We start from the raw sequence: 18,535 nt of genomic DNA, 5'->3' as shown, positions 1-18,535 counted from the left end.
GATGCAATGTGGAATTGTTGATTTTTCATAAGGGATCTTAAATGTTAAAAAAGTTTAGTTGATTGAATACGATAAGCAAATATAGGGAATAAAAAATAAAGTCTATAAATTTAGTAGATTATTTTTTAAATAAATTGAACTGCGCTGCTGCTACGAAACCAAAGCGGGCTTCCATGTAAATGAAAGCCCGCTTTTTGAAGTCTTATAATCGCTTGTGTTTCTAGCATGGAGGCTGGCGAAGATATAGCCCATGTTTTAGTAGGCCATTGTCTGCATTCTTTTCTACTTCAGCTTTTTCAATTTTACTGTTTTTGTTGATAGGGGTATTACATAGCGATTCAACGGATCTTTGTTTATTCCTTCCACCTCATAATGGCTTTCGGGATTTACATTGAGCAGAATATTCGCGCTATTTTGTTTTGCCTCATTATTAAAGATCAGGGTGACGCTGCGGTCTTTTTGATCGTAGTGCAATTCGGCAATTTCTCCGGCATCTGTGGTCAACCAAAGATTTTCTTTTGCCAGGAAGACACGTCCCTTGGAGGCTGTAGTCAGGGCAACCTTGACCTGTTGTTTTTCGGTTTTTAGATTACCGCTGAAAGCCAGCCAGCCAAATTCGGGATGTTCGACAATGTAGGTCCCCGAATTTACGGCATAACCATAAAAGCCGGTTCCATAATCGCCCGAGATGCCGTCATTGGCTAGTGTGGACGGGTAGGAGTGGAACGCTCCCGGGCCAAAGCCGTCGGCTGTGACATTGGCCAAGGCCCCCATCATACCTGCATGTCCGATACGGAGCAGGTAGAAGTCGTCCGGATGGTCGCGATAAGCTGTAAGGACAGGAATGGCATTGAGGGCCGAACCATAATGGTGCAGCTGCCGCTCGATACGGGAGAGCTTGCCGCCATAGACAAAATCCCAATAACGACGTGCACTGCCATTGTAACCCCAGTGCGGCACGGTAGGCATGTAAGCAATGATGGCATTGAGCGTCACTTGAGCTTTTTCGTCGAAGCCGAAAAAGCGCGACCAGAGGTATACCTCTTCCTGACCTGTAGAATCCCATGGCATCTCACTCCCGAATGGATAATTGAGGGTTTTCCAATGCTCTGCTCGCTTGCGCATGGCGGCTTCAAGCTTGTCGGCCATCGTTGTTAATCCTTCCTTACGGAGATCATTGAGGACGATAAGGAAGATACTGCCTTCCATTTGACCGAACTGCGCGTAATAAGGCGCTTTTTCGACCATGGCGATACTGGTCTGGTAAGCCCGTTCGAGGTACTTGTCCCAGGTTTCCTCATTGACCAGATTGTTGTAGTTGCGGGCGAGCCTGTACATCACCCAATGTGCTGCCGCAACATGTGGATAATTGTAGGATCGTCCAATGTCATCGGCTTCCTTTTTGGGCCAGGCAGACCAGGTTTTCCAGTTGATATCCGAACGGTAGGTACCGGCTGGCATTGAATCTGGTTCATAATAAAAAAGGCTTTTGACAACACCATATTTCTTGTCGCCTTCTTTATGCTGGATATGACCGTATAGGGTCTCATTGACAAAACGTTTCAATTTGGCTATTTCCTGTTGATCGGGCTGCAGTACTTGTTTCATCAGGGCGGCAAGCCAGCTTGCTGCTCCGGCTTCATCGCTGAGGCCTGCAAACCAGGCGCTCCTATTTTGGGTGATGGGCTGCTGTTCTTCATAGTCATAGGATATGACAGATGGTGAACGGCCAAAGAGATCCTTGTCATTTTCATACCACTGCTTGGTGGTGAGGAAATGGCCCAGATCCCGTACAACTTCTTTTTCGGATTTGATTACTTTATAGTGGATCGTCTGCGTAATGCCATCCCTGTAGTTGATGGTAAGCCGTGCACGTCCCCAACGGTTGCCCTTCACTTCGTATTCGGTCCATTGCTGAGCTGTGCTTCCTTTTTTTGTCAGGGTCAATGCACCTTCGGGATAGACACTGACACTTTTGACCGCTTTGTTGTGCTTAACAAAGAGTTTGGCGGGATTGTCCATGGGGACAACATATCCGGGAAGTCCAACAGCGACAGGCCTATTGTTTTTCAATAACTCCGATTCAATTTGCCGGATACTTGGTGCGAGGACAAATTTTAAGGCAAAGGTCTTTGATTCATGTGGCTTCAAGAGGGTAGAAGTCGGTGTATTCCATTGTTCTACGCCTTTCCAATCAGTCTCGGCATAGGCCTTACTGTGGATCATCCATTCATGAAATCCCTCAAAGGTAATACTTCGGGGGGTAGGGTCTGTATTGAGCGGATTGTAGGCTTCAAAGCCTGCATTTTTATAGGGCAATACCAACAGACTCGGCCCATTGCCATGTAGGCGGTTGACCTGTAGATAACCCGCATCTTGGCCGATATAGGGATCGAAAAAGACATTCTGTGCATGTGCCTGATCGAGATTTTTCCAATCCATGTTGTTGTTGAAGGGAAGTGGGATACCCAGCGCGCCGATTTCGATGGGATAATCGTTGGGATTTGAAACCTCAAAACTCAGGATCAGATCGCCTCCGTCATCTCGCCAGCTGCGTACAACCTTCAACGGAATATTGTTGAGCGTAGGGCTGATATCTGCACTTGCAAGATCGTTTTTCGCCGGATTTATCGGGATGACATGCTTACGGTCTGCCGCCGATGAGTAGGAAGTCCAGGGGGTATCACCCTGACGGCGCAAACTGATATTGATATCACCGATATGAAAAAACTTATTGCGGTCTCTTTTGCTCAGGAGCTCAACAGGTGTATAGTCAAAATCTTTTTCGCCGCCGTTGGGGCGAAAAGAAGATAGCGTCTGCGATGCATTGAGGATAGCTACATGGAGGTTTTTGAGGGTAAAGCTTTTGGCACCCTCTTCAACACCTAAAGTGGCTTGCTGTGCTTTGACTGCTTTCCATACGGGGTGTTCGTCCTGTTGACTATATACGCTGCTTGGCAACTGTGTGCATACGAGCGCAAATAGGATCCAATAGCTTTTTTTAAGATTCATTTTTGACATGTTATTGCTCATTTAATACGCCGAAGATCATTGTTCTTACAAAGATGAAGGATTGTACCCTCGATTTATGGGTAGATTTTAACCTTCAATAGCCCATTTTTAACCTATTAGCCCTCAAAATTTGTAATGCGATGATCGAAGTTATAAATTTAATGTTAAATAGACATTTATCGTAGATTTTATTTGTTATAAAGTCAATTGAATGGCGATATCGTTTTTTATGTACCTGTAAACTTTGTGTTATCATGAAACATTATTTTTCTTTCGCTATTTTGGCTGTACTGGTTATGTCGCTTACAGGGCTGGTGGCACAGTCGTTGAAACCCTACCAACAGCCTAATGTATTGAATCCACTGCTGCCCGGGTATTTTGCGGACCCGAGCATCAAGAAAATTGCGGATACGTATTATATCTATGCGACCACCGATGGTAATGGCTGGGGAGCAGGGCCATCACAGGTATGGACATCCAGGGATTTTAAGAACTGGACCATTCAACCCATGAACTGGCCCAATACACACTGGTACTGGGCTCCTGATATGACGCAGGGATACGACGGACGATATTACCTCTATTATAGTCAGCCTGTAGAAATTTTTGGGGCAGTGGCCGACAGCCCAACGGGACCCTGGGAACCTTTGGTAGCCGAAGGCAAATCGATGATCCCTAATTATATGATTCCAGGCGTAATTACTCTGGACGGGCAAACCTTTCGGGATGATGATGGCCGTATTTATCTATTTTGGGGAACCTGGGGAATCTACCCCGATCATGGATGTGCGGTGGGAATACTCAACAGGGATATGAAAACGTTCGAAAAGACAGCATTGATTCCCAATACGGTGGCAAAGGACTTTTTTGAGGCGCCCTATATGTTTAAGCGTAAGGGTATCTATTACCTGATGTACTCCTCGGGGCATTGTGAAGATGGTACTTATCGCGTGCAATATGTTAAAAGTAAAATCGGTCCGATGGGACCTTTTGAATTTCCATCGACCAATCCAATATTGATTACAAACGAGGATGGCAGTATTCACGGTCCGGGACACCATAGTATTCTTGAACAGGATAATCGTTATTTCATCGTCTATCACAGGCATAACAATCCACATGCTGGGGGCGGATTCCATCGTCAGGTTGCCATGGACGAGCTATTCTTTACGCCTGACGGCGATATTGAGCAGGTGCGGCCCACACATGCTGGTGTGCCAGATTTGCTTCCAACAGTTACAGGGCCAGTAGATTTGGCTTTTGGGAAAACGGTGCAGGCCTCCTCTTACTACAACGCAGATTTTAGGCCTGCATTCTTAGTCGACAACAACAATGGAACACTATGGCGGGCCAAAAATAATCAAGGACCGGCCTGGGTAACTATTGATCTGGGTAAGAAGCTGGATATACAGACCATATCCATTCAGTTTGAATACCCAACTTATGCCTATCAATATCGACTCGAAACTTCTGTGGATGGTCTTGTCTGGAAAAGCTTTGTAGATCGCTCGAATAATGACCGTTGGGCAAGTCCTATTGTTGAACACGGCAAAGCTATGGCAAGATATGTTAGATTACATGTATTGAACACGCAAGTGAATGGACTTCCTCGTGGCGTTTGGAACATGAAAGTGTATGCACAAAAGCTTGCGCAACAGACGCTGTGGTCTGCAGCACAAACGATGCCCGTCAAGGAAATAACATTGGGTAATTTAATCCATATCGATGCGGCCAATTACCAGGAGGGGCAACAGGTAAAAGGTATTCAGAATAAAGGGCTACTCGGGGGGATGTTCCGTACAGAACATGCCTTGGCCGTTAAAAATTATCAGGGTAAAAAGGCATTCTTCTTTGATGGAGCTACCGCGTTGCGCTCGACTTTCGCTGTGCCACAGTCGTTGGCTGCAAATAGTTCTTATAGTATTGCGCTATGGGTTAATAATCCGGACATTGCCCGGTTTGAACCGTTGGTTGCCTGGTCGTCGGGGCAGCAGGATCTCAGTAAAGCGATTTTTGGTTATGGTACAGATTCCGGACGTGGGGCCATCACGCATGGCTCCTGGCCTGATTTGGGGTATGCATCGGTTCCGGGCGCAAATGTATGGCATCATATTGTATTTTCTTTTGACGGCTATAAGGAGTCTATTTATGTGGACGGAAAGCTGCAGCGCAAGGAAAATAGGATGCTGTTTGTCAGGCCCGGGGATGTTTTTGTCCTAGGGGCTTCGGATGTGCTGGATCAACATTTTTCGGGCTATGTATCCAGTTTGCAGGTATATAATACGAGCTTGGATGAGGAGGAAGTGGCCAGTTTGGCCAATGAAGTCCCGAAATCGGATTTCTTTGCGCTGCAAACTGACGATTTAAATCTCGGAAAGCTCAGCACTTTGCGGAACCAAGGAACAGCAATGGATACCTTAGTGACGCTTGACGATGCGGAGGTCATGGTAGCGGGAAATAGATTGGCATTGAAAGGTAAGGCTTTTGAAAGTGCGGCGTTAACAGACATTCTCCGACAGCAACAGTATACGCTGGGTTTTGACTGGTACGATGGCGCTGCCTGGCAGCATGCTGTGTTTGTGTATGATAAAGGAAAAAAGCGCTTTTATCGCAATGGGAAGGCTGAAAAGCGGGTGTTTTCTGACAAATTGCTGCGGGTAAATAAGACTAGCATCGAACTGACTTATCCATTTTATTTCTTTCGCGCCTATTCTGGCACCTTAACATCGGATGAGGTAACCGCGAAGTTCAGTCAGTGGAAGGCTGGCTTGGCCAATGGGCTGGACGGGTATGTTCCGCAGGTGCTTTCTCCACCGCACCTGATCAATGCCGATCAGGTATTTGCACAGGTCGAAAAACAGCCGGGAATGTGGTATCTATTCCGTTCTGAGGGTGAGAGCTCAGGCTGGAAGCAACAGTCTTACCATCTCTTTAAATCATTCGAATCTGGAAAATCTATCGAAGTTCTGGCGAAGGATGCCTTTGGCCATGTCAGTAAGCCGGTAGTGGAAGGGATTTTGGTGCAAAAGCCACAATTGGTACAGTCAGCACACAATGAAAGCTATTCGGCCAAGGATCAGAAAATTCCTTTCTGGGATGGTTATCAATATAGTGAAAGAACCGACAGTACGCAGACAGCGCTTTCCTACTTGAATGGAACCTGGAAAATCCAGTCTAAAAATACAAAATGGGGTGATGCAGACCTTCTTGCCCCCTTTGTTTATAAAGAGCTGGAGGGAGATTTCACGCTAGAGGTTAAGGTAAGCGATGTGGCAGGCTTAGCCCGTAAAGTACGCACATCAAATGAAGCCGGTATCATGATTCAACGCATGGATAGTAAGGATGCCTACATCACCAATTGTATTTTGACGGGATGGAACCTGGGCAATCTTTCGCGGAGCATCGGCCCACAGATTTTTCAGGAAGAGAATACAGGAACCGGCCTAAATTTTTCGCCCTACCTTCAGGTTCAGAAGATCGGTAATTATTTCTTTTTGCGTTGCTCGGGAGATGGCATGGACTGGAAGGATCTTCCCGGAACACCGTTTCTACGCCCCGATTTGAACGGCAAAAGACTGCGCGTTGGACTTTATCAGATTGCCGGTAACAACCAGTTAGGTTATGGTGAATTTGAAAGACTTCGTATCTGGAAGTAAAAATGATATGTCCATAAAAAACGGTATTGAACATTGTTCAATGCCGTTTTTTATCGAAAGTTTACTGATGATGGATTACTTGGAGTCATTTAGCGCTAAAGTGCTGATCAATGAGTCAGCTTCTGCTTTTTCGATTTGTTTATTGTATGATGCGGTCAGCACTTTATAACGGATATCCAACACTTTCTCCTGTAAATCATAATCTGTCGTTACTTCCAATACCTTGGTATATTGTCTTTTTTCGGCATCATATCCGAAAGCAAAAAGATCGAGTTCTTTTTTGATGCTGCAGCCTTTAAAATAGATGTTTTTCCAGCGATGTCCTGTATTACCGCTCGGATTATACCAAATGATGCACGAATCGAGATTTCTTCTGCCCCAGCTAGCTGGAAGAGGATGCAGTCCCAGCTTTTTGCGTTGCCCATTGTAATTGACTCCATATTTTTCAATAATACATGTTTTGCTGAAATACGACCGAATAGATGGGTAAATGGGCAAGAGTATCACAACGAAGGATAATACAATAAATAGGTTACGAAAAAGGGTTTTGTTCATAAATGGTCTTTTGATGTTGCTAGGCTCGTATATTTTGCACCCGCATTGTATCTGTCTACAATGGGTTCCTGTTTTCATTTTAAATATATTAAAAAAATATGGAGTGATCGACCTGTTGTGCGGATTTTCAAAAAAATATAGGGCCTGCTTTTTGTTTTCCAAAAAAGTAAATAAGGGGGGGCAAAAACATTCTGAAAAGGTTATTGTTGTAAAAAATAAGGCATAACCTCAGATAATGAAAATAATTCTTCTAACGATCAGATCCTTTCTCTTTTTGTCCGTATTGCTGTTGACAGCCTGTTCGACCTTGATCAACAATGTTCAGGTACATACGTTGACAACAAACTACTGTGTGCCAAATGTGGCCTATACATCAATTCCAATACAGGAAATCACTGCCTCGGACAGTATTCAGATAAGGAAAATTTTTTCTTACCATGATTTTGTGCTGATCAAATACCTCAATCTGGCAGAACCCATTATCCAGTATTTGGGGACTGCGAATAATGCTACGCTGAAATTGGCGGCAAGGCAAAAGATGACCGAAAGGTACATGCTGTTTGAGACAGAACTGAATGCCATTGCAGCAGAGTTAGACTGTAACGGTGAGCGTATCGATAAGCTCGCAGGATATATAGACGAACTGAATGCGAAAACGCAGACGCGTTTGACGGTGGCTTCTATACTTCTGGGAGCGGTGACAGCGGTGACGGCGACCACGGTCAAAAATGATGGACTCAACAATGGATTGAGCATCGCTGGCGGGGTCGGTACGGCGGTATTGGGATTTATGACACTGAACCCAAAAGGCAAAAAGGTCAAGATGCAGCTGCAACGTAATATGCTTGAAAGTATTTGGTATCAAAATAATAAGGCGCAGGTCTACCCAAGCTCAGTTTGGGGGATTTTATCCGAGAAAAACTTTAGCAACGCTGAAAACTCGTCATTGATAGAAACAATGCGGCAGCGCTGGCTGCAATATGGTTTGGACGATGAACCGGATAGTCCCCTGCTGCAGCTTTATTTTAAGAATGGTGGAACTTTTGCTGCCCAGGAACTGCACGATCTGGCCAATATGCACAATGAATTGCAGGCGACCATACGTTCTATTCAGCAGGACATGCGAAGTTTAATACTGGCCATTCATACACTGGAATGAGGGTAAGGGTTCAATTGGTTAATATTGTACTATTTTTGGTCGATAAGAAACTTCCTTTTACCTAGGATTGTGAACATTCGTTATTCGCTTATACGGCTATTTCCTCCTCAGTAGCGACAGATTGTGATTTTTTAATATTTTTGATGCCTTTCCTATGGAGCCATTCGGTAAAATGATCCGGGTCGTCCGGTATAAAATGGATCACCTTACCATTTTTGAGAAGTAAGGAAAATATACCGCAATTAGCGATGAATTTGATGATTTCATCGGAATGGTGTTTCAATAGCGAAAAATATTCCATTAAGTTTGGTTTTTTCTTTAAAAAATAGGTCGGATAAACTATCCAAAATATGCGTTAAATGGCTAATTCAATCGATTGCATAAGTCAATTCAAAGATGTAAAATATTTTTAATATTTCTTCAAAAGATTATAAATTAATATTGCTTTTTTTTGCGTTAAACTGTTTTCGCTTGGCGACCTGATCACCGCATTTCAATAGATCTCTCAAAATGATCTCCCAATAGGTTTTCTGTTTTGGTCTCAAGACAGGTTCTGGATCGATATCGTAAAGTAATGGCATCCGTCTTCGATAAGAGCTTTTAAACATTTTTACCCTTCTTTTAAATATTCGTTGCAAAGCGATTTTGTTGAAAGCAATAGCTTTGCTTTGTAACCAATTGGCGAAAAGCCAGTTCATTTTAAATAAATGATCGAGTAAATGCAATAGTGAATTTTTAAGGGATGCCGCCTGTTGAAACGAGCTTAATATGTGACCTGATAGCACATAGCGGTGAGCACACACAGTTAGCATATAAGTAATAAATAACCAATTTGTATAAATAAATAACCAAGTACTCGCCTCAAGGGGCAAAAAGACATTTATCTTAAATAAAGATTATGAACAGAAATTATGTGTCTTCTTTCTTTTGTTTTCCTAAAGAAAGGAATAGGAAAGTGAAGTGGTTGTTAATGGCTTCCATGTTAATGTCCATTGGACGACTGTCTGCTCAGGAAAAAGTGATCCATGGAAAGATCATCAGTGATCAAGGAAAACCAATTATTGGGGCGTCGATCAAAGTGAAGGACAAAACCCTCAGTACTTCAACAAACGAGAAAGGCGAATTTGTACTCAAGCTCAATCCGGGAGAAGTCCTTATTGTATCCAATGTGGGTTATAATCAGGCAGAATATGTAATCGGTAATTCTTCGGAAATCAGTATACCACTTGTTGCCGCAGAAATTGCCGTGGATGAAGTTGTGGTGGTAGGCTATGGTAAACAGAAGAAGGTCGATCTGACCTCTTCCATCGCTGTTGTGGACACCAAAGATCTGGTGAAAGTACCTGGTGGTACAATTGCTACGCTTCAGAGCGCCGTGCCTGGAGTGCAGGTAACCAATGGCGCTATCCGTATCCGTGGCGTTGGATCCATTAACGGAACCGATCCGCTCTATGTCGTGGATGGGATGATCGGCGGAGCTATGCCGGATGAAAATAATATTGCCAGCATTCAGGTTTTGAAAGATGCCGCATCAAGTGCCATCTATGGTTCCCGTGGGGCCAATGGCGTTATTTTGGTCACCACAAAACGGGGTAAAGCCGGAGAGGTGAAGCTCGATTATAATGCCTTCGCCGGCATCAAAAATATTTCCCATAATATACCTCTGCTGAACGGACAGCAACTGGCCGAATTGATTAATGAGGAAATGTACAATAAGGATCCTTCGCGCAAAGATTATCTGGCCGCGCTGTCTAAACCCTCCGACATCGGGCACGGGTATAATATGATGGACGAATTGCTGCAGACGGGCAATTATCAACGGCATAATCTCTCGGTTTCCGGCGGATCTCAAAACGCCAATTTTCGGCTTAGCGGTATCTATGCGACAGACAAATCCATTATTATTCAAGATAAAAATAAGTATTATGGCGCCCAATTTATCTCTGATTTTACCAAAGGAAAACTCAAGATAGGCGAAACCCTTTCCCTAGGTTACACCCGCCGCAACTGGAGCGACAAAAATATCATCGATGCGCAAAAGTGGTCCTCGACATTACCGCTCTACGATGCCAACAGCAGCACTGGTTTTGCCGGAGCTGGCAATGGAACGGATGTTCAGAGTGCATTGGCAAATGCATACCTCAATAAAAACGTCAATGACAACTTTTCGGTAAACGGCAATGCCTGGGCTACTTATGAGATTATAAAAGGCCTGGTTTACAAATTTAATATGGGGATCGACCTTAGCCGGGTGCGGAATGAGGGGTATATAGGTAACTACTCTGTCGGACAATATCAGAACCATAATCCGGATGAACTCAATATTTCCAGCAGTCAGAATAACCGCTGGTTATTTGAAAACACGCTGACTTATGAAAATAACTTTGGTAAGCATGCGATTTCGGCTTTGGCGGGAATCACTTCAGAAGAATCCCGGTATAATGCTGTCAATGCTGGGGCCCGTGGTTTGCCGAGTCCGGATGTTTTGATCCTTAATTCGGCATCCCTGGCGAGTTCCCGTCTTGTGGGGTCAGGTGTGGGACAGTCGGCCATGTATTCCATGCTGGGGCGTATCAACTATAATTATGACAATCGTTACCTGTTGACCTTTAACATGCGGCGGGATGGATCGGCCAACTTCAGTAATCAATACCGCTATGGAAATTTCCCTTCGGTATCTGCAGGCTGGCGCATCAGCCAGGAATCCTTTATGAAAGCGTTTCCTGCAATCAGCGAATTGAAGCTCCGAGCTAGTTACGGGCTTCTGGGTAATTCGGATATTGCACAATATCAGTATCAACGGACAGTTAGTTTCGACCATGTCTGGTATTACCTGAACAATGTGATGGTCACGGGGGCCCTGCCACAGACTCCCTCGAATCCGAATGTAAAATGGGAAAGTCAGTATTCAACTGATCTTGGTCTCGATCTGGAGCTTTTTGATCATAAATTGGCTTTGACAGTTGATTACTATAATAAAAAGACCGAGGACATGCTGATCAATGTACCCATTTCGTTTACCGCAGGCTATGGTAACAACTTTCCCGTGCTGAATGCCGGTAGCATACGGAATCGGGGCTGGGATATCCTGGCTTCCTACAAAGATCAGGTCGGTAATTTTGGCTATCGTATCGGCGCCAATATTTCTTTTGTGAAAAACCGCGTGCTGAGTCTGGGCAACAATAATGAAATTTTATGGGGAAGTATCTCTCCTGGGGGTGAAAACGTCACAAGAACAGCAGTTGGTCGTTCGGTAGGGGAATTTTGGGGCTACACCACCAACGGTTTATATACCAGTCAGGCACAATTGGATGCCGATAAAGCTTTTGCACCCCACGCAGCATTGGGCGATGTACGCTTCAATGACCGAAATGGCGACAAGGTCTTAAATGATCAGGATAAGGATTTTTTGGGAAGCCCAATACCTGATTTTAGTTACGGCTTCAATGCTGATGTAAACTACAACAGTTCGATTGGCACATTTGATCTGTCGATGATGTGGCAGGGAAGTAAAGGAAACGACATCTACAACAATAGCCGCTATTGGGGCGAGGGAATGTACCATTACTACAATAATTTTGCATCGACTCTGGATCGTTATCGTGCGGAGGAGCTTGTCTTCAAAAATCCCATATCCGGTGAAACGACCATCTATCCCAAAAATACAGATACCAATATTCCACGTGCAGTACTCGGCGACCCGAATCAAAATTTAAGGGCATCCAACAGGTTTGTGGAGGATGGTTCTTATTTGCGGCTCAAAGTCGTCAACATTGGTTACAGTTTTTCAAGTCCTAGACTTGAACGTTGGAAGATCGACCGACTGCGGTTTTACGTAGGCGCAAAAAACCTACTGACCTTTACCAAGTATTCAGGTTATGATCCTGAAGTGGGCTCGGGCGATACACGCTCCAATCTAAGCCGTGGTATCGATGGGCAAACGCCTTGGGGGTTGAGCTTTCCAAATTCAAGAGAGTATTTTATGGGTATTCAATTTACATTCTAATCCCTTATTGACATCATGAATAGAAAATATATAAAACTCGCAGCTGCTGCATTGCTGATACAGTTTTCAAGCTGCAAACCGAATCTGGATCTCTCCAACCCGCAGGAATTGTCGACAGACACCTATTATAAAACAGCAGATCAATTGGAAAATTCGGTCATACCGGCCTACCAAGCGTTAATCGGCCGCACACAGGGTGGATATGCGCGCAGTTTGTATTTCGAGCTCTTGGCTCCTGGGGATGATTATAATCATACCTTCAAATGGGAACCCATGTATCAGGATACCTACAATACCCCTGCGAGCGATGGGATGGCAGCCCAGACCTGGAGAGATTTTTGGAACGGGGTGTTTGCGGCTAATTTAGCCATCGATCGGATTCAGAAATTTGAAGGCGAAATAGATCAAAATAGAAAGAATAGACTCTTGGGGGAAGCGTATTTTTTGAGAGCACTGAACTATTTGCACCTGAGCATGTTGTTTGGCGAAACCATTCCGCTGATCAATAAACCTGTCGAGACCAACGAAGATTACTATCCCGGCAATGCACAGGCGGGGGCCGTATATGCCCTAATCGTGGATGACTTTAAGAGGGCATCGGAATTGTTGCCAACGCGGACAGCACTCTATGCCGACAGTAAAATGATCGGTCGGGCAACCAAAGGTGCAGCACAGGCTTACTTGGCTAAAACCTACCTGTACAAACCGATTTTGGCAAAAGGACAGCCAGCGGATTTTGCAAATGCCGAGATTCAATTGAAAAGCGTTATTGATAGCAAGGAATATCAGTTGATGTCCGCATACAGCGATAATTTTTTGGAAAAGAAAGAGAATAATCAAGAATCGGTTTTCGAGGTGCAACTTTACAATGGCCCAGGTTGGCTAGGGGACGATATATCGAGTTCATGGCGGTGGCAGGAAATCGGAATGTTTGACGGAACGGGTGGTGCCTGGTGGAACTTGGCCCCCAATAAAATGGCCCACGATGAATTTGAAGATGGAGATCCTAGAAAGTTTATGACGCTGTGGTGCGAGAATGGTGCAAAATTTACTCAGCTGGACGGTAAGGTGAGCACATATACTGACTGGATGAAAAATCTGGCGACCAATAAGGATCTCTATGGTACGAGAAAATACTGCCCCGATGTTCAGATAGCGGATTTTGATAACGGCAACAACGACCGGATTTTCCGATATAGTGATGTTCTGCTTCTTTATGCGGAGTGCCTTAACGAACGTGGCGATATCGCTGGAGCAAAGCAATACATCAATCTTGTGCGTAAACGAGCCAATAATATCGTCCCCGATGAGCAACCGCATCTCTGGTATCAAAAATCCAACGGGACAATTCCCGACGTAGATGGACTGATTGCAAAAGGTTTGGTGAAAAACGGTGTTGCGTTGAATACTATAAAAAGTATTATCGTGCATGAACGATTTGTCGAATTTTTGGGAGAATATCAGCGGTATTTTGACCTTTTGCGCTGGGGCATGGCTGACCCTACCTGGCTTGAGCCTTTAAAGAAAGCGGGCTGGTCGGCAAAAGCCATGTATTATCCCTTCCCACAGGCCGAACTGGACAATAACAAAAATTTGAAAGGGAACGACATGAACAATTGATCTGGGAAAATAGATGTTTTTATTTATTCATAGTTAGTTTTAGGTGGGGTGTCCTTTTTAGGGCACCTTTTTTTGTTCCATTGAACAAAAAGAATCCTGTGTCGATATTGTACTAGTATTGATCGATTATGTAGTTTCTTTCCTGATCCAATACAGGTATTTTTGGTATTCAAGTAGATAACAAATTATAAACCGGATGCCTTTGTCGTGCAATTTGTGTCGAGGCATTCTGATCGAAGATCATTGTATAATGGACAGAAGAACAGCAATTAAATTTCTCGGTGCAACTATTCCGACGCTTTTCCTTGGCAAATTTAGCGCTGCACACACCTATTTGGGAAGAGTACCTTTTCATCCCGACTGGCGCTCACTTGAAAATTATCAGGTACCTGATTGGTTCAGGGATGCCAAATTTGGTGTCTGGGCGCACTGGGGCCCGCAGTGTCAGCCCGAGCGCGGCGATTGGTATGCGCGGGGTATGTATCAGGAGGGATCCGATCAGTATAATTATCACGTCGAAAAATATGGACACCCTTCGGTGTTTGGTTTTAAAGATGTTATCCATCAGTGGAAAGCCGAAAATTGGAATCCGGAAGAGTTAATGGAACTGTATCAAAATGCCGGAGCCCAGTATTTTATGGCTTTGGCCAATCATCATGATAATCTGGACCTTTATCGCAGCAGCCACCATAAATGGAATAGTGTAAATGTTGGCCCCAGGAAAGATATTATAAAGGGTTGGGAAAGCGCTGCAAAAAAAAGAGGGCTGAAATTTGGTGTCAGCGTACACGCGGCACATGCCTGGACCTGGTATGAAACGGCACAACGGAGTGATAAAGAAGGTAAGTTTGCCGGTATACCCTATGATGGGAAACTAACGAAAAAGGATGGCGCAGGAAAATGGTGGGCAGCATACGATCCGCAGGAGCTTTATGCACAGGATCATGCGCTTAGTTTGGATAGTAAGGATGATAACACCGTTCATCGGCAATGGCATTGGGATGTAAATTCAGGGGTAAGTGTGCCAACAAAGGCCTATTGCGAAAACTTTAAGGCCCGGACCCTGGAATTGATCAACAATTACAAACCCGATATCGTTTATTTTGACGATACGGTGCTGCCACTTTATCCAATAAGCAATGTTGGCCTGGAGATCGCAGCCGATTTTTATAATAAAAGCGTGCAGGCAAATAAAGGCAAGGTTGATGTGGTAATCAATGGAAAAATCCTGAATGAACAACAACGAAAATGCCTGGTATGGGATATTGAACGTGGACAGAGCAACACCATTGAACCGCAGCCCTGGCAGACCTGTACCTGTATCGGTTCTTGGCACTATGATCGCCGGATTTATGAGAATAATCACTATAAATCGGCTAAAACCGTAATTCATATGCTGATTGATGTCGTCAGTAAAAACGGCAACTTATTGTTAAGTGTACCATTACGCGGTGACGGTTCCATCGACGACCGTGCAAAGGAGGTCGTAACGGGAATAGGAGGCTGGATGGCAGTTCACAGTGAAGCAATCATAGGAACAAGACCATGGCATATTTTTGGTGAGGGGCCTGCACAGGAGGAAGCTCCTTCACTGCATGTGCAGGGCTTTAATGAAGGGAAGGGAAAAGCTTTTACCGGCGATGATGTGCGTTTCACGACAAAAGGAAATGTCATGTACGCTTTTATAATGGGAACGTTGACCAAAAAGCAGCTCCGAATAAAGTCATTGGGTCGTTTAGCCCCCAATTCGAGAAAAGTTGGTCAGGTACAGTTACTCGGAACTAACGATCGTATAGCGTTTCAACAACTCGATAATGATCTAGTGGTCTCCATACCCGATAGTTTTGTTCAAAACAGTATCGCAACGGTACTAAAAATTTCCTAATGACTTTATCTTTTCTTGTGCTAGAGCATGTGTTCGACTGTGGATAAAAAGGCTAGGATGGTATCTCTTGGGATCGCCAGGCAAGCTGTATGACTAAATCGGGCTATATTGAGCCCGATAAAGTTACCTTTGCTATCGACTACCGGACTTCCACATTCGTCGGCATGAATGCGTGAGTCATGAAGAAATACACGCAAAAAATTATCCCTGCGAACTGACTTTCCTTTTGGAATATTGTTTGCAGGGTGTGGATTTTCCCTGACGGGCCAATTAGAAAGAATTACATTTGTGTATAGATCTGCAGCTCCACGTCGGTATTGAACCTGCAGCGTATCGCCGGCAGAAAATTGCTGCATCACCGCATTTATTTTGATGGCGCTTGACACATCGCGATTATTTAGTGTAAGCATACGGTCGCCGACACGAAGTCCAGCCCGGGCTGCGGCACCCATGCTATCTACTTTTGTTAAGGTCGGAAGGCCTTCTATTTCCTGCATTTGTGCATCGAAAGTTCCGGGAACAGGTAAACGTGGGAAGGTTTGGGATGACATGCCCAGTACACCGAATTTACGCTGATCGTCTCCAAGAAGCGACCACAGGTTTAAACCAACAAAAGAATCAGAAATACTTTGCCGGGCTACCTTCGATACATCGACTGACGGAAATTGATGATCACTGACGAGCGCTGCCAAGTCGCTTTTTTCGTCTCTGAGCAGAATTCTTAATACATGAATCCTGTTACCTATTTTGACGATTGGTGCTTCGCCAATAAGACTACTTTTGGATAAGATGACCTGTTTATTGTTTCCCAAATTAAATGCTGTACCTAATAGCAGTATGCTGTCGCCATCTAATGTACTGCTAATCTGGATGGGCTGAAAATTTGTTTTCGGATGTTTCGCAGGTTTTTTGATCCCCAATTTAAATAGTTTTTTTTGCTGAGGATCTTTACCGATTGAATCGGTTGATACAGGATAACTGCTGATAACAACTGGATTGGTCAGCGACTGCCAATAACTCCGGTAACTGTTTATAGGAACCTCAAAATTGATGCCTTCAGCACCATCTATACGGCTGTGAAGACCGATTACACGGCCCAGGGCATCAAATAATGGACCTCCGGAATCACCGGGTTCCATTATGCTGCTGCTTTGAATAAACCCAAAGTTGTCCAATTTCTTTAGAATGCGTCCCGTCCGTAGAAAAGGAATGTTGAAAGGTAGTGTTTCGGGATACGATAGCCCAAAGCAAAGCTGGTTTTCAGTGATGGATGACGACCAGCCCATTTCAGCATAAGGCCAGGGGCCCTGGCCTAGCATTTTCATCATGGCAATATCGGGCAAGTTACTTTGTTGATCAACGACTAGCCTTCCGAGCGCTTTGGCAATCCCTTGCGTTCCGTCGGAGAAAATAACGCGATAGAAATTGCCGGGCCTTGTAGCATGTGCCACAGTAAGAATTGTTCCGTCCGAATGGACAATTACCCCACTAAAGGGAGCACTGTTTTGCTGTCCGCTCAAACTGTCAATGCCAAACATCTTTATGGAAGCCGTCTGAACACGTTCAATGACAGATCTCGGTATCTCATGAACTGCTGACCGCCCCGTCTGCGCAAAGCAGTAGGTGGAGCAGGTAATTAAGTATAATATTGTCTTAATAAGATATTGGAGAAATGTGCTTATAGCGAATTTTTTGGAACGAGGTATCATATTGCGAATAGGTTGATTTATCGGATTAGGTTTGGTTTTAGAAGACCACGGTTCAAAGTTAGTGGAATTGTTAATAAACAAACAAGGGTAAGTGGTTAGTTCTGGATATATTATTGATTTTACTTAGTTTTTAATGCGCTTTGCCGAAAAATTTATGGTTTACGAGTGGAAATTTTGAAAAAATAGTAGGAAGAATTTAGGGATAGGCCAATCATAGGAAGTATCCATTCTTTTTAGTTATCTTTATCCACGAAAAGATTAACCGCTAGCTAAACGAATCTACCCATGAAGTATACGAGCGAGAAAGAGCTGCTTGAAGATTTCCTAAATGGGGAGGAGCGCGCTTGCGCTTATGTATATAACCGTTATTTCAGTCGTATTTGTTTATATGCATCGAGCTTTGTAGAGGAAAGCAAAGAAGCTGAAGACATTGCCGAGGAGGGATTTATACGGTTATGGCAGAGCAAACGAAGTTTTGAAAGTTTATCCCATCTGAAAGCGGCACTCTATCAGGCCACCCGCCATGTAGGACTCAATAAGCAGACTGCCCGGCAGCGAAGGATAAATCGGGTCGATAGCTATGTGGAGCAGCAGGAACAGGATCAAAAATCCCATTTGCATGAGCTTGTCTATGCCGAAACAATGGCCGAACTCTACGATGCCATTCAAAAACTTCCACCCAAAGCACGGGAAATAATACAGCTGAGCTACCTCGAAGGCAACAGTAATCAGGAGATTGCTGATCTACTGCAGATTAATATTCAGACGGTAAAAAACCAAAAATTACGTGCCCTGGGTCTGCTGCGGCAGCATTTGAGACGAGATTCCTTTAATTACCTATTGTCATTAATCGTTCTTTTTGGGAAAATTTAATTTTTTTTTAATTGTTTTTGGTACTTTTTTCAATCGGTGTGGTATCTATAGATGAAATAG

10 protein-coding genes are annotated in these 18,535 nt (G+C 44.2%); 6 read left to right on the top strand and 4 right to left on the bottom strand.

Going from position 1 to position 18,535, the window contains the following annotated elements; translation table 11 throughout:
* Positions 1-282: 282 nt before the first annotated feature.
* Entirely contained in the window at positions 283-3,012 is a 2,730-nt protein-coding gene (locus GVK91_RS08555; protein WP_200845570.1) for a DUF5695 domain-containing protein, read from the bottom strand.
* 254 nt (positions 3,013-3,266) lie between these two features.
* Here GVK91_RS08555 and GVK91_RS08550 point away from each other — a divergent pair, with 254 nt between their 5' ends.
* A complete protein-coding gene (locus tag GVK91_RS08550) occupies positions 3,267-6,668 on the top strand; it encodes a family 43 glycosylhydrolase (protein ID WP_159727902.1) in 3,402 nt (1,133 codons plus the stop codon).
* Between the two features lie 75 nt (positions 6,669-6,743).
* On the opposite strand, the gene GVK91_RS08545 is transcribed toward GVK91_RS08550, so the two are convergent.
* Complete coding sequence (locus tag GVK91_RS08545; protein WP_153846258.1) at positions 6,744-7,223, bottom strand: hypothetical protein; 480 nt, start codon at positions 7,221-7,223, stop codon at positions 6,744-6,746.
* Positions 7,224-7,458: 235 nt separating this feature from the next.
* On the opposite strand from GVK91_RS08545, the gene GVK91_RS08540 reads away from it, so the two are divergent.
* Positions 7,459-8,382, top strand: coding sequence for a hypothetical protein (locus GVK91_RS08540; protein ID WP_153846257.1), 924 nt, complete (start codon positions 7,459-7,461; stop codon positions 8,380-8,382).
* 88 nt (positions 8,383-8,470) lie between these two features.
* Here GVK91_RS08540 and GVK91_RS08535 read toward each other — a convergent pair whose 3' ends face one another.
* Positions 8,471-8,683, bottom strand: a complete 213-nt coding sequence (locus tag GVK91_RS08535) for a hypothetical protein (protein WP_153846256.1) — start codon at positions 8,681-8,683, stop codon at positions 8,471-8,473.
* A 597-nt stretch (positions 8,684-9,280) separates the two neighbouring features.
* On the opposite strand from GVK91_RS08535, the gene GVK91_RS08530 reads away from it, so the two are divergent.
* From GVK91_RS08530 to GVK91_RS08520, 3 genes are all read left to right on the top strand, one after another.
* Positions 9,281-12,388 (top strand): TonB-dependent receptor, encoded by a 3,108-nt coding sequence (locus GVK91_RS08530; RefSeq protein ID WP_159727900.1) that lies wholly within the window; start codon positions 9,281-9,283, stop codon positions 12,386-12,388.
* A gap of 15 nt (positions 12,389-12,403) precedes the next feature.
* Positions 12,404-14,008 (top strand): RagB/SusD family nutrient uptake outer membrane protein, encoded by a 1,605-nt coding sequence (locus GVK91_RS08525; protein ID WP_153846254.1) that lies wholly within the window; start codon positions 12,404-12,406, stop codon positions 14,006-14,008.
* A gap of 250 nt (positions 14,009-14,258) precedes the next feature.
* Positions 14,259-15,893 carry an alpha-L-fucosidase gene (locus GVK91_RS08520; RefSeq protein ID WP_153846253.1) on the top strand — a complete coding sequence of 545 codons (1,635 nt, stop codon included), beginning with the start codon at positions 14,259-14,261 and terminating at the stop codon, positions 15,891-15,893.
* Between the two features lie 20 nt (positions 15,894-15,913).
* Here the strand turns inward: GVK91_RS08520 and GVK91_RS08515 are convergent, their stop codons facing one another.
* Positions 15,914-17,602, bottom strand: a complete 1,689-nt coding sequence (locus GVK91_RS08515; protein WP_159727898.1) for a trypsin-like peptidase domain-containing protein — start codon at positions 17,600-17,602, stop codon at positions 15,914-15,916.
* Between the two features lie 285 nt (positions 17,603-17,887).
* On the opposite strand from GVK91_RS08515, the gene GVK91_RS08510 reads away from it, so the two are divergent.
* Positions 17,888-18,475 carry an RNA polymerase sigma factor gene (locus tag GVK91_RS08510; protein ID WP_153846251.1) on the top strand — a complete coding sequence of 196 codons (588 nt, stop codon included), beginning with the start codon at positions 17,888-17,890 and terminating at the stop codon, positions 18,473-18,475.
* Positions 18,476-18,535: the final 60 nt, after the last annotated feature.

It is taken from the genome of Sphingobacterium sp. 18053 (assembly GCF_902706145.1).
In the GTDB taxonomy this organism is placed as follows: Bacteria; Bacteroidota; Bacteroidia; order Sphingobacteriales; family Sphingobacteriaceae; genus Sphingobacterium; species Sphingobacterium paramultivorum.
This window is presented reverse-complemented; position numbering and strand designations above follow the sequence as displayed.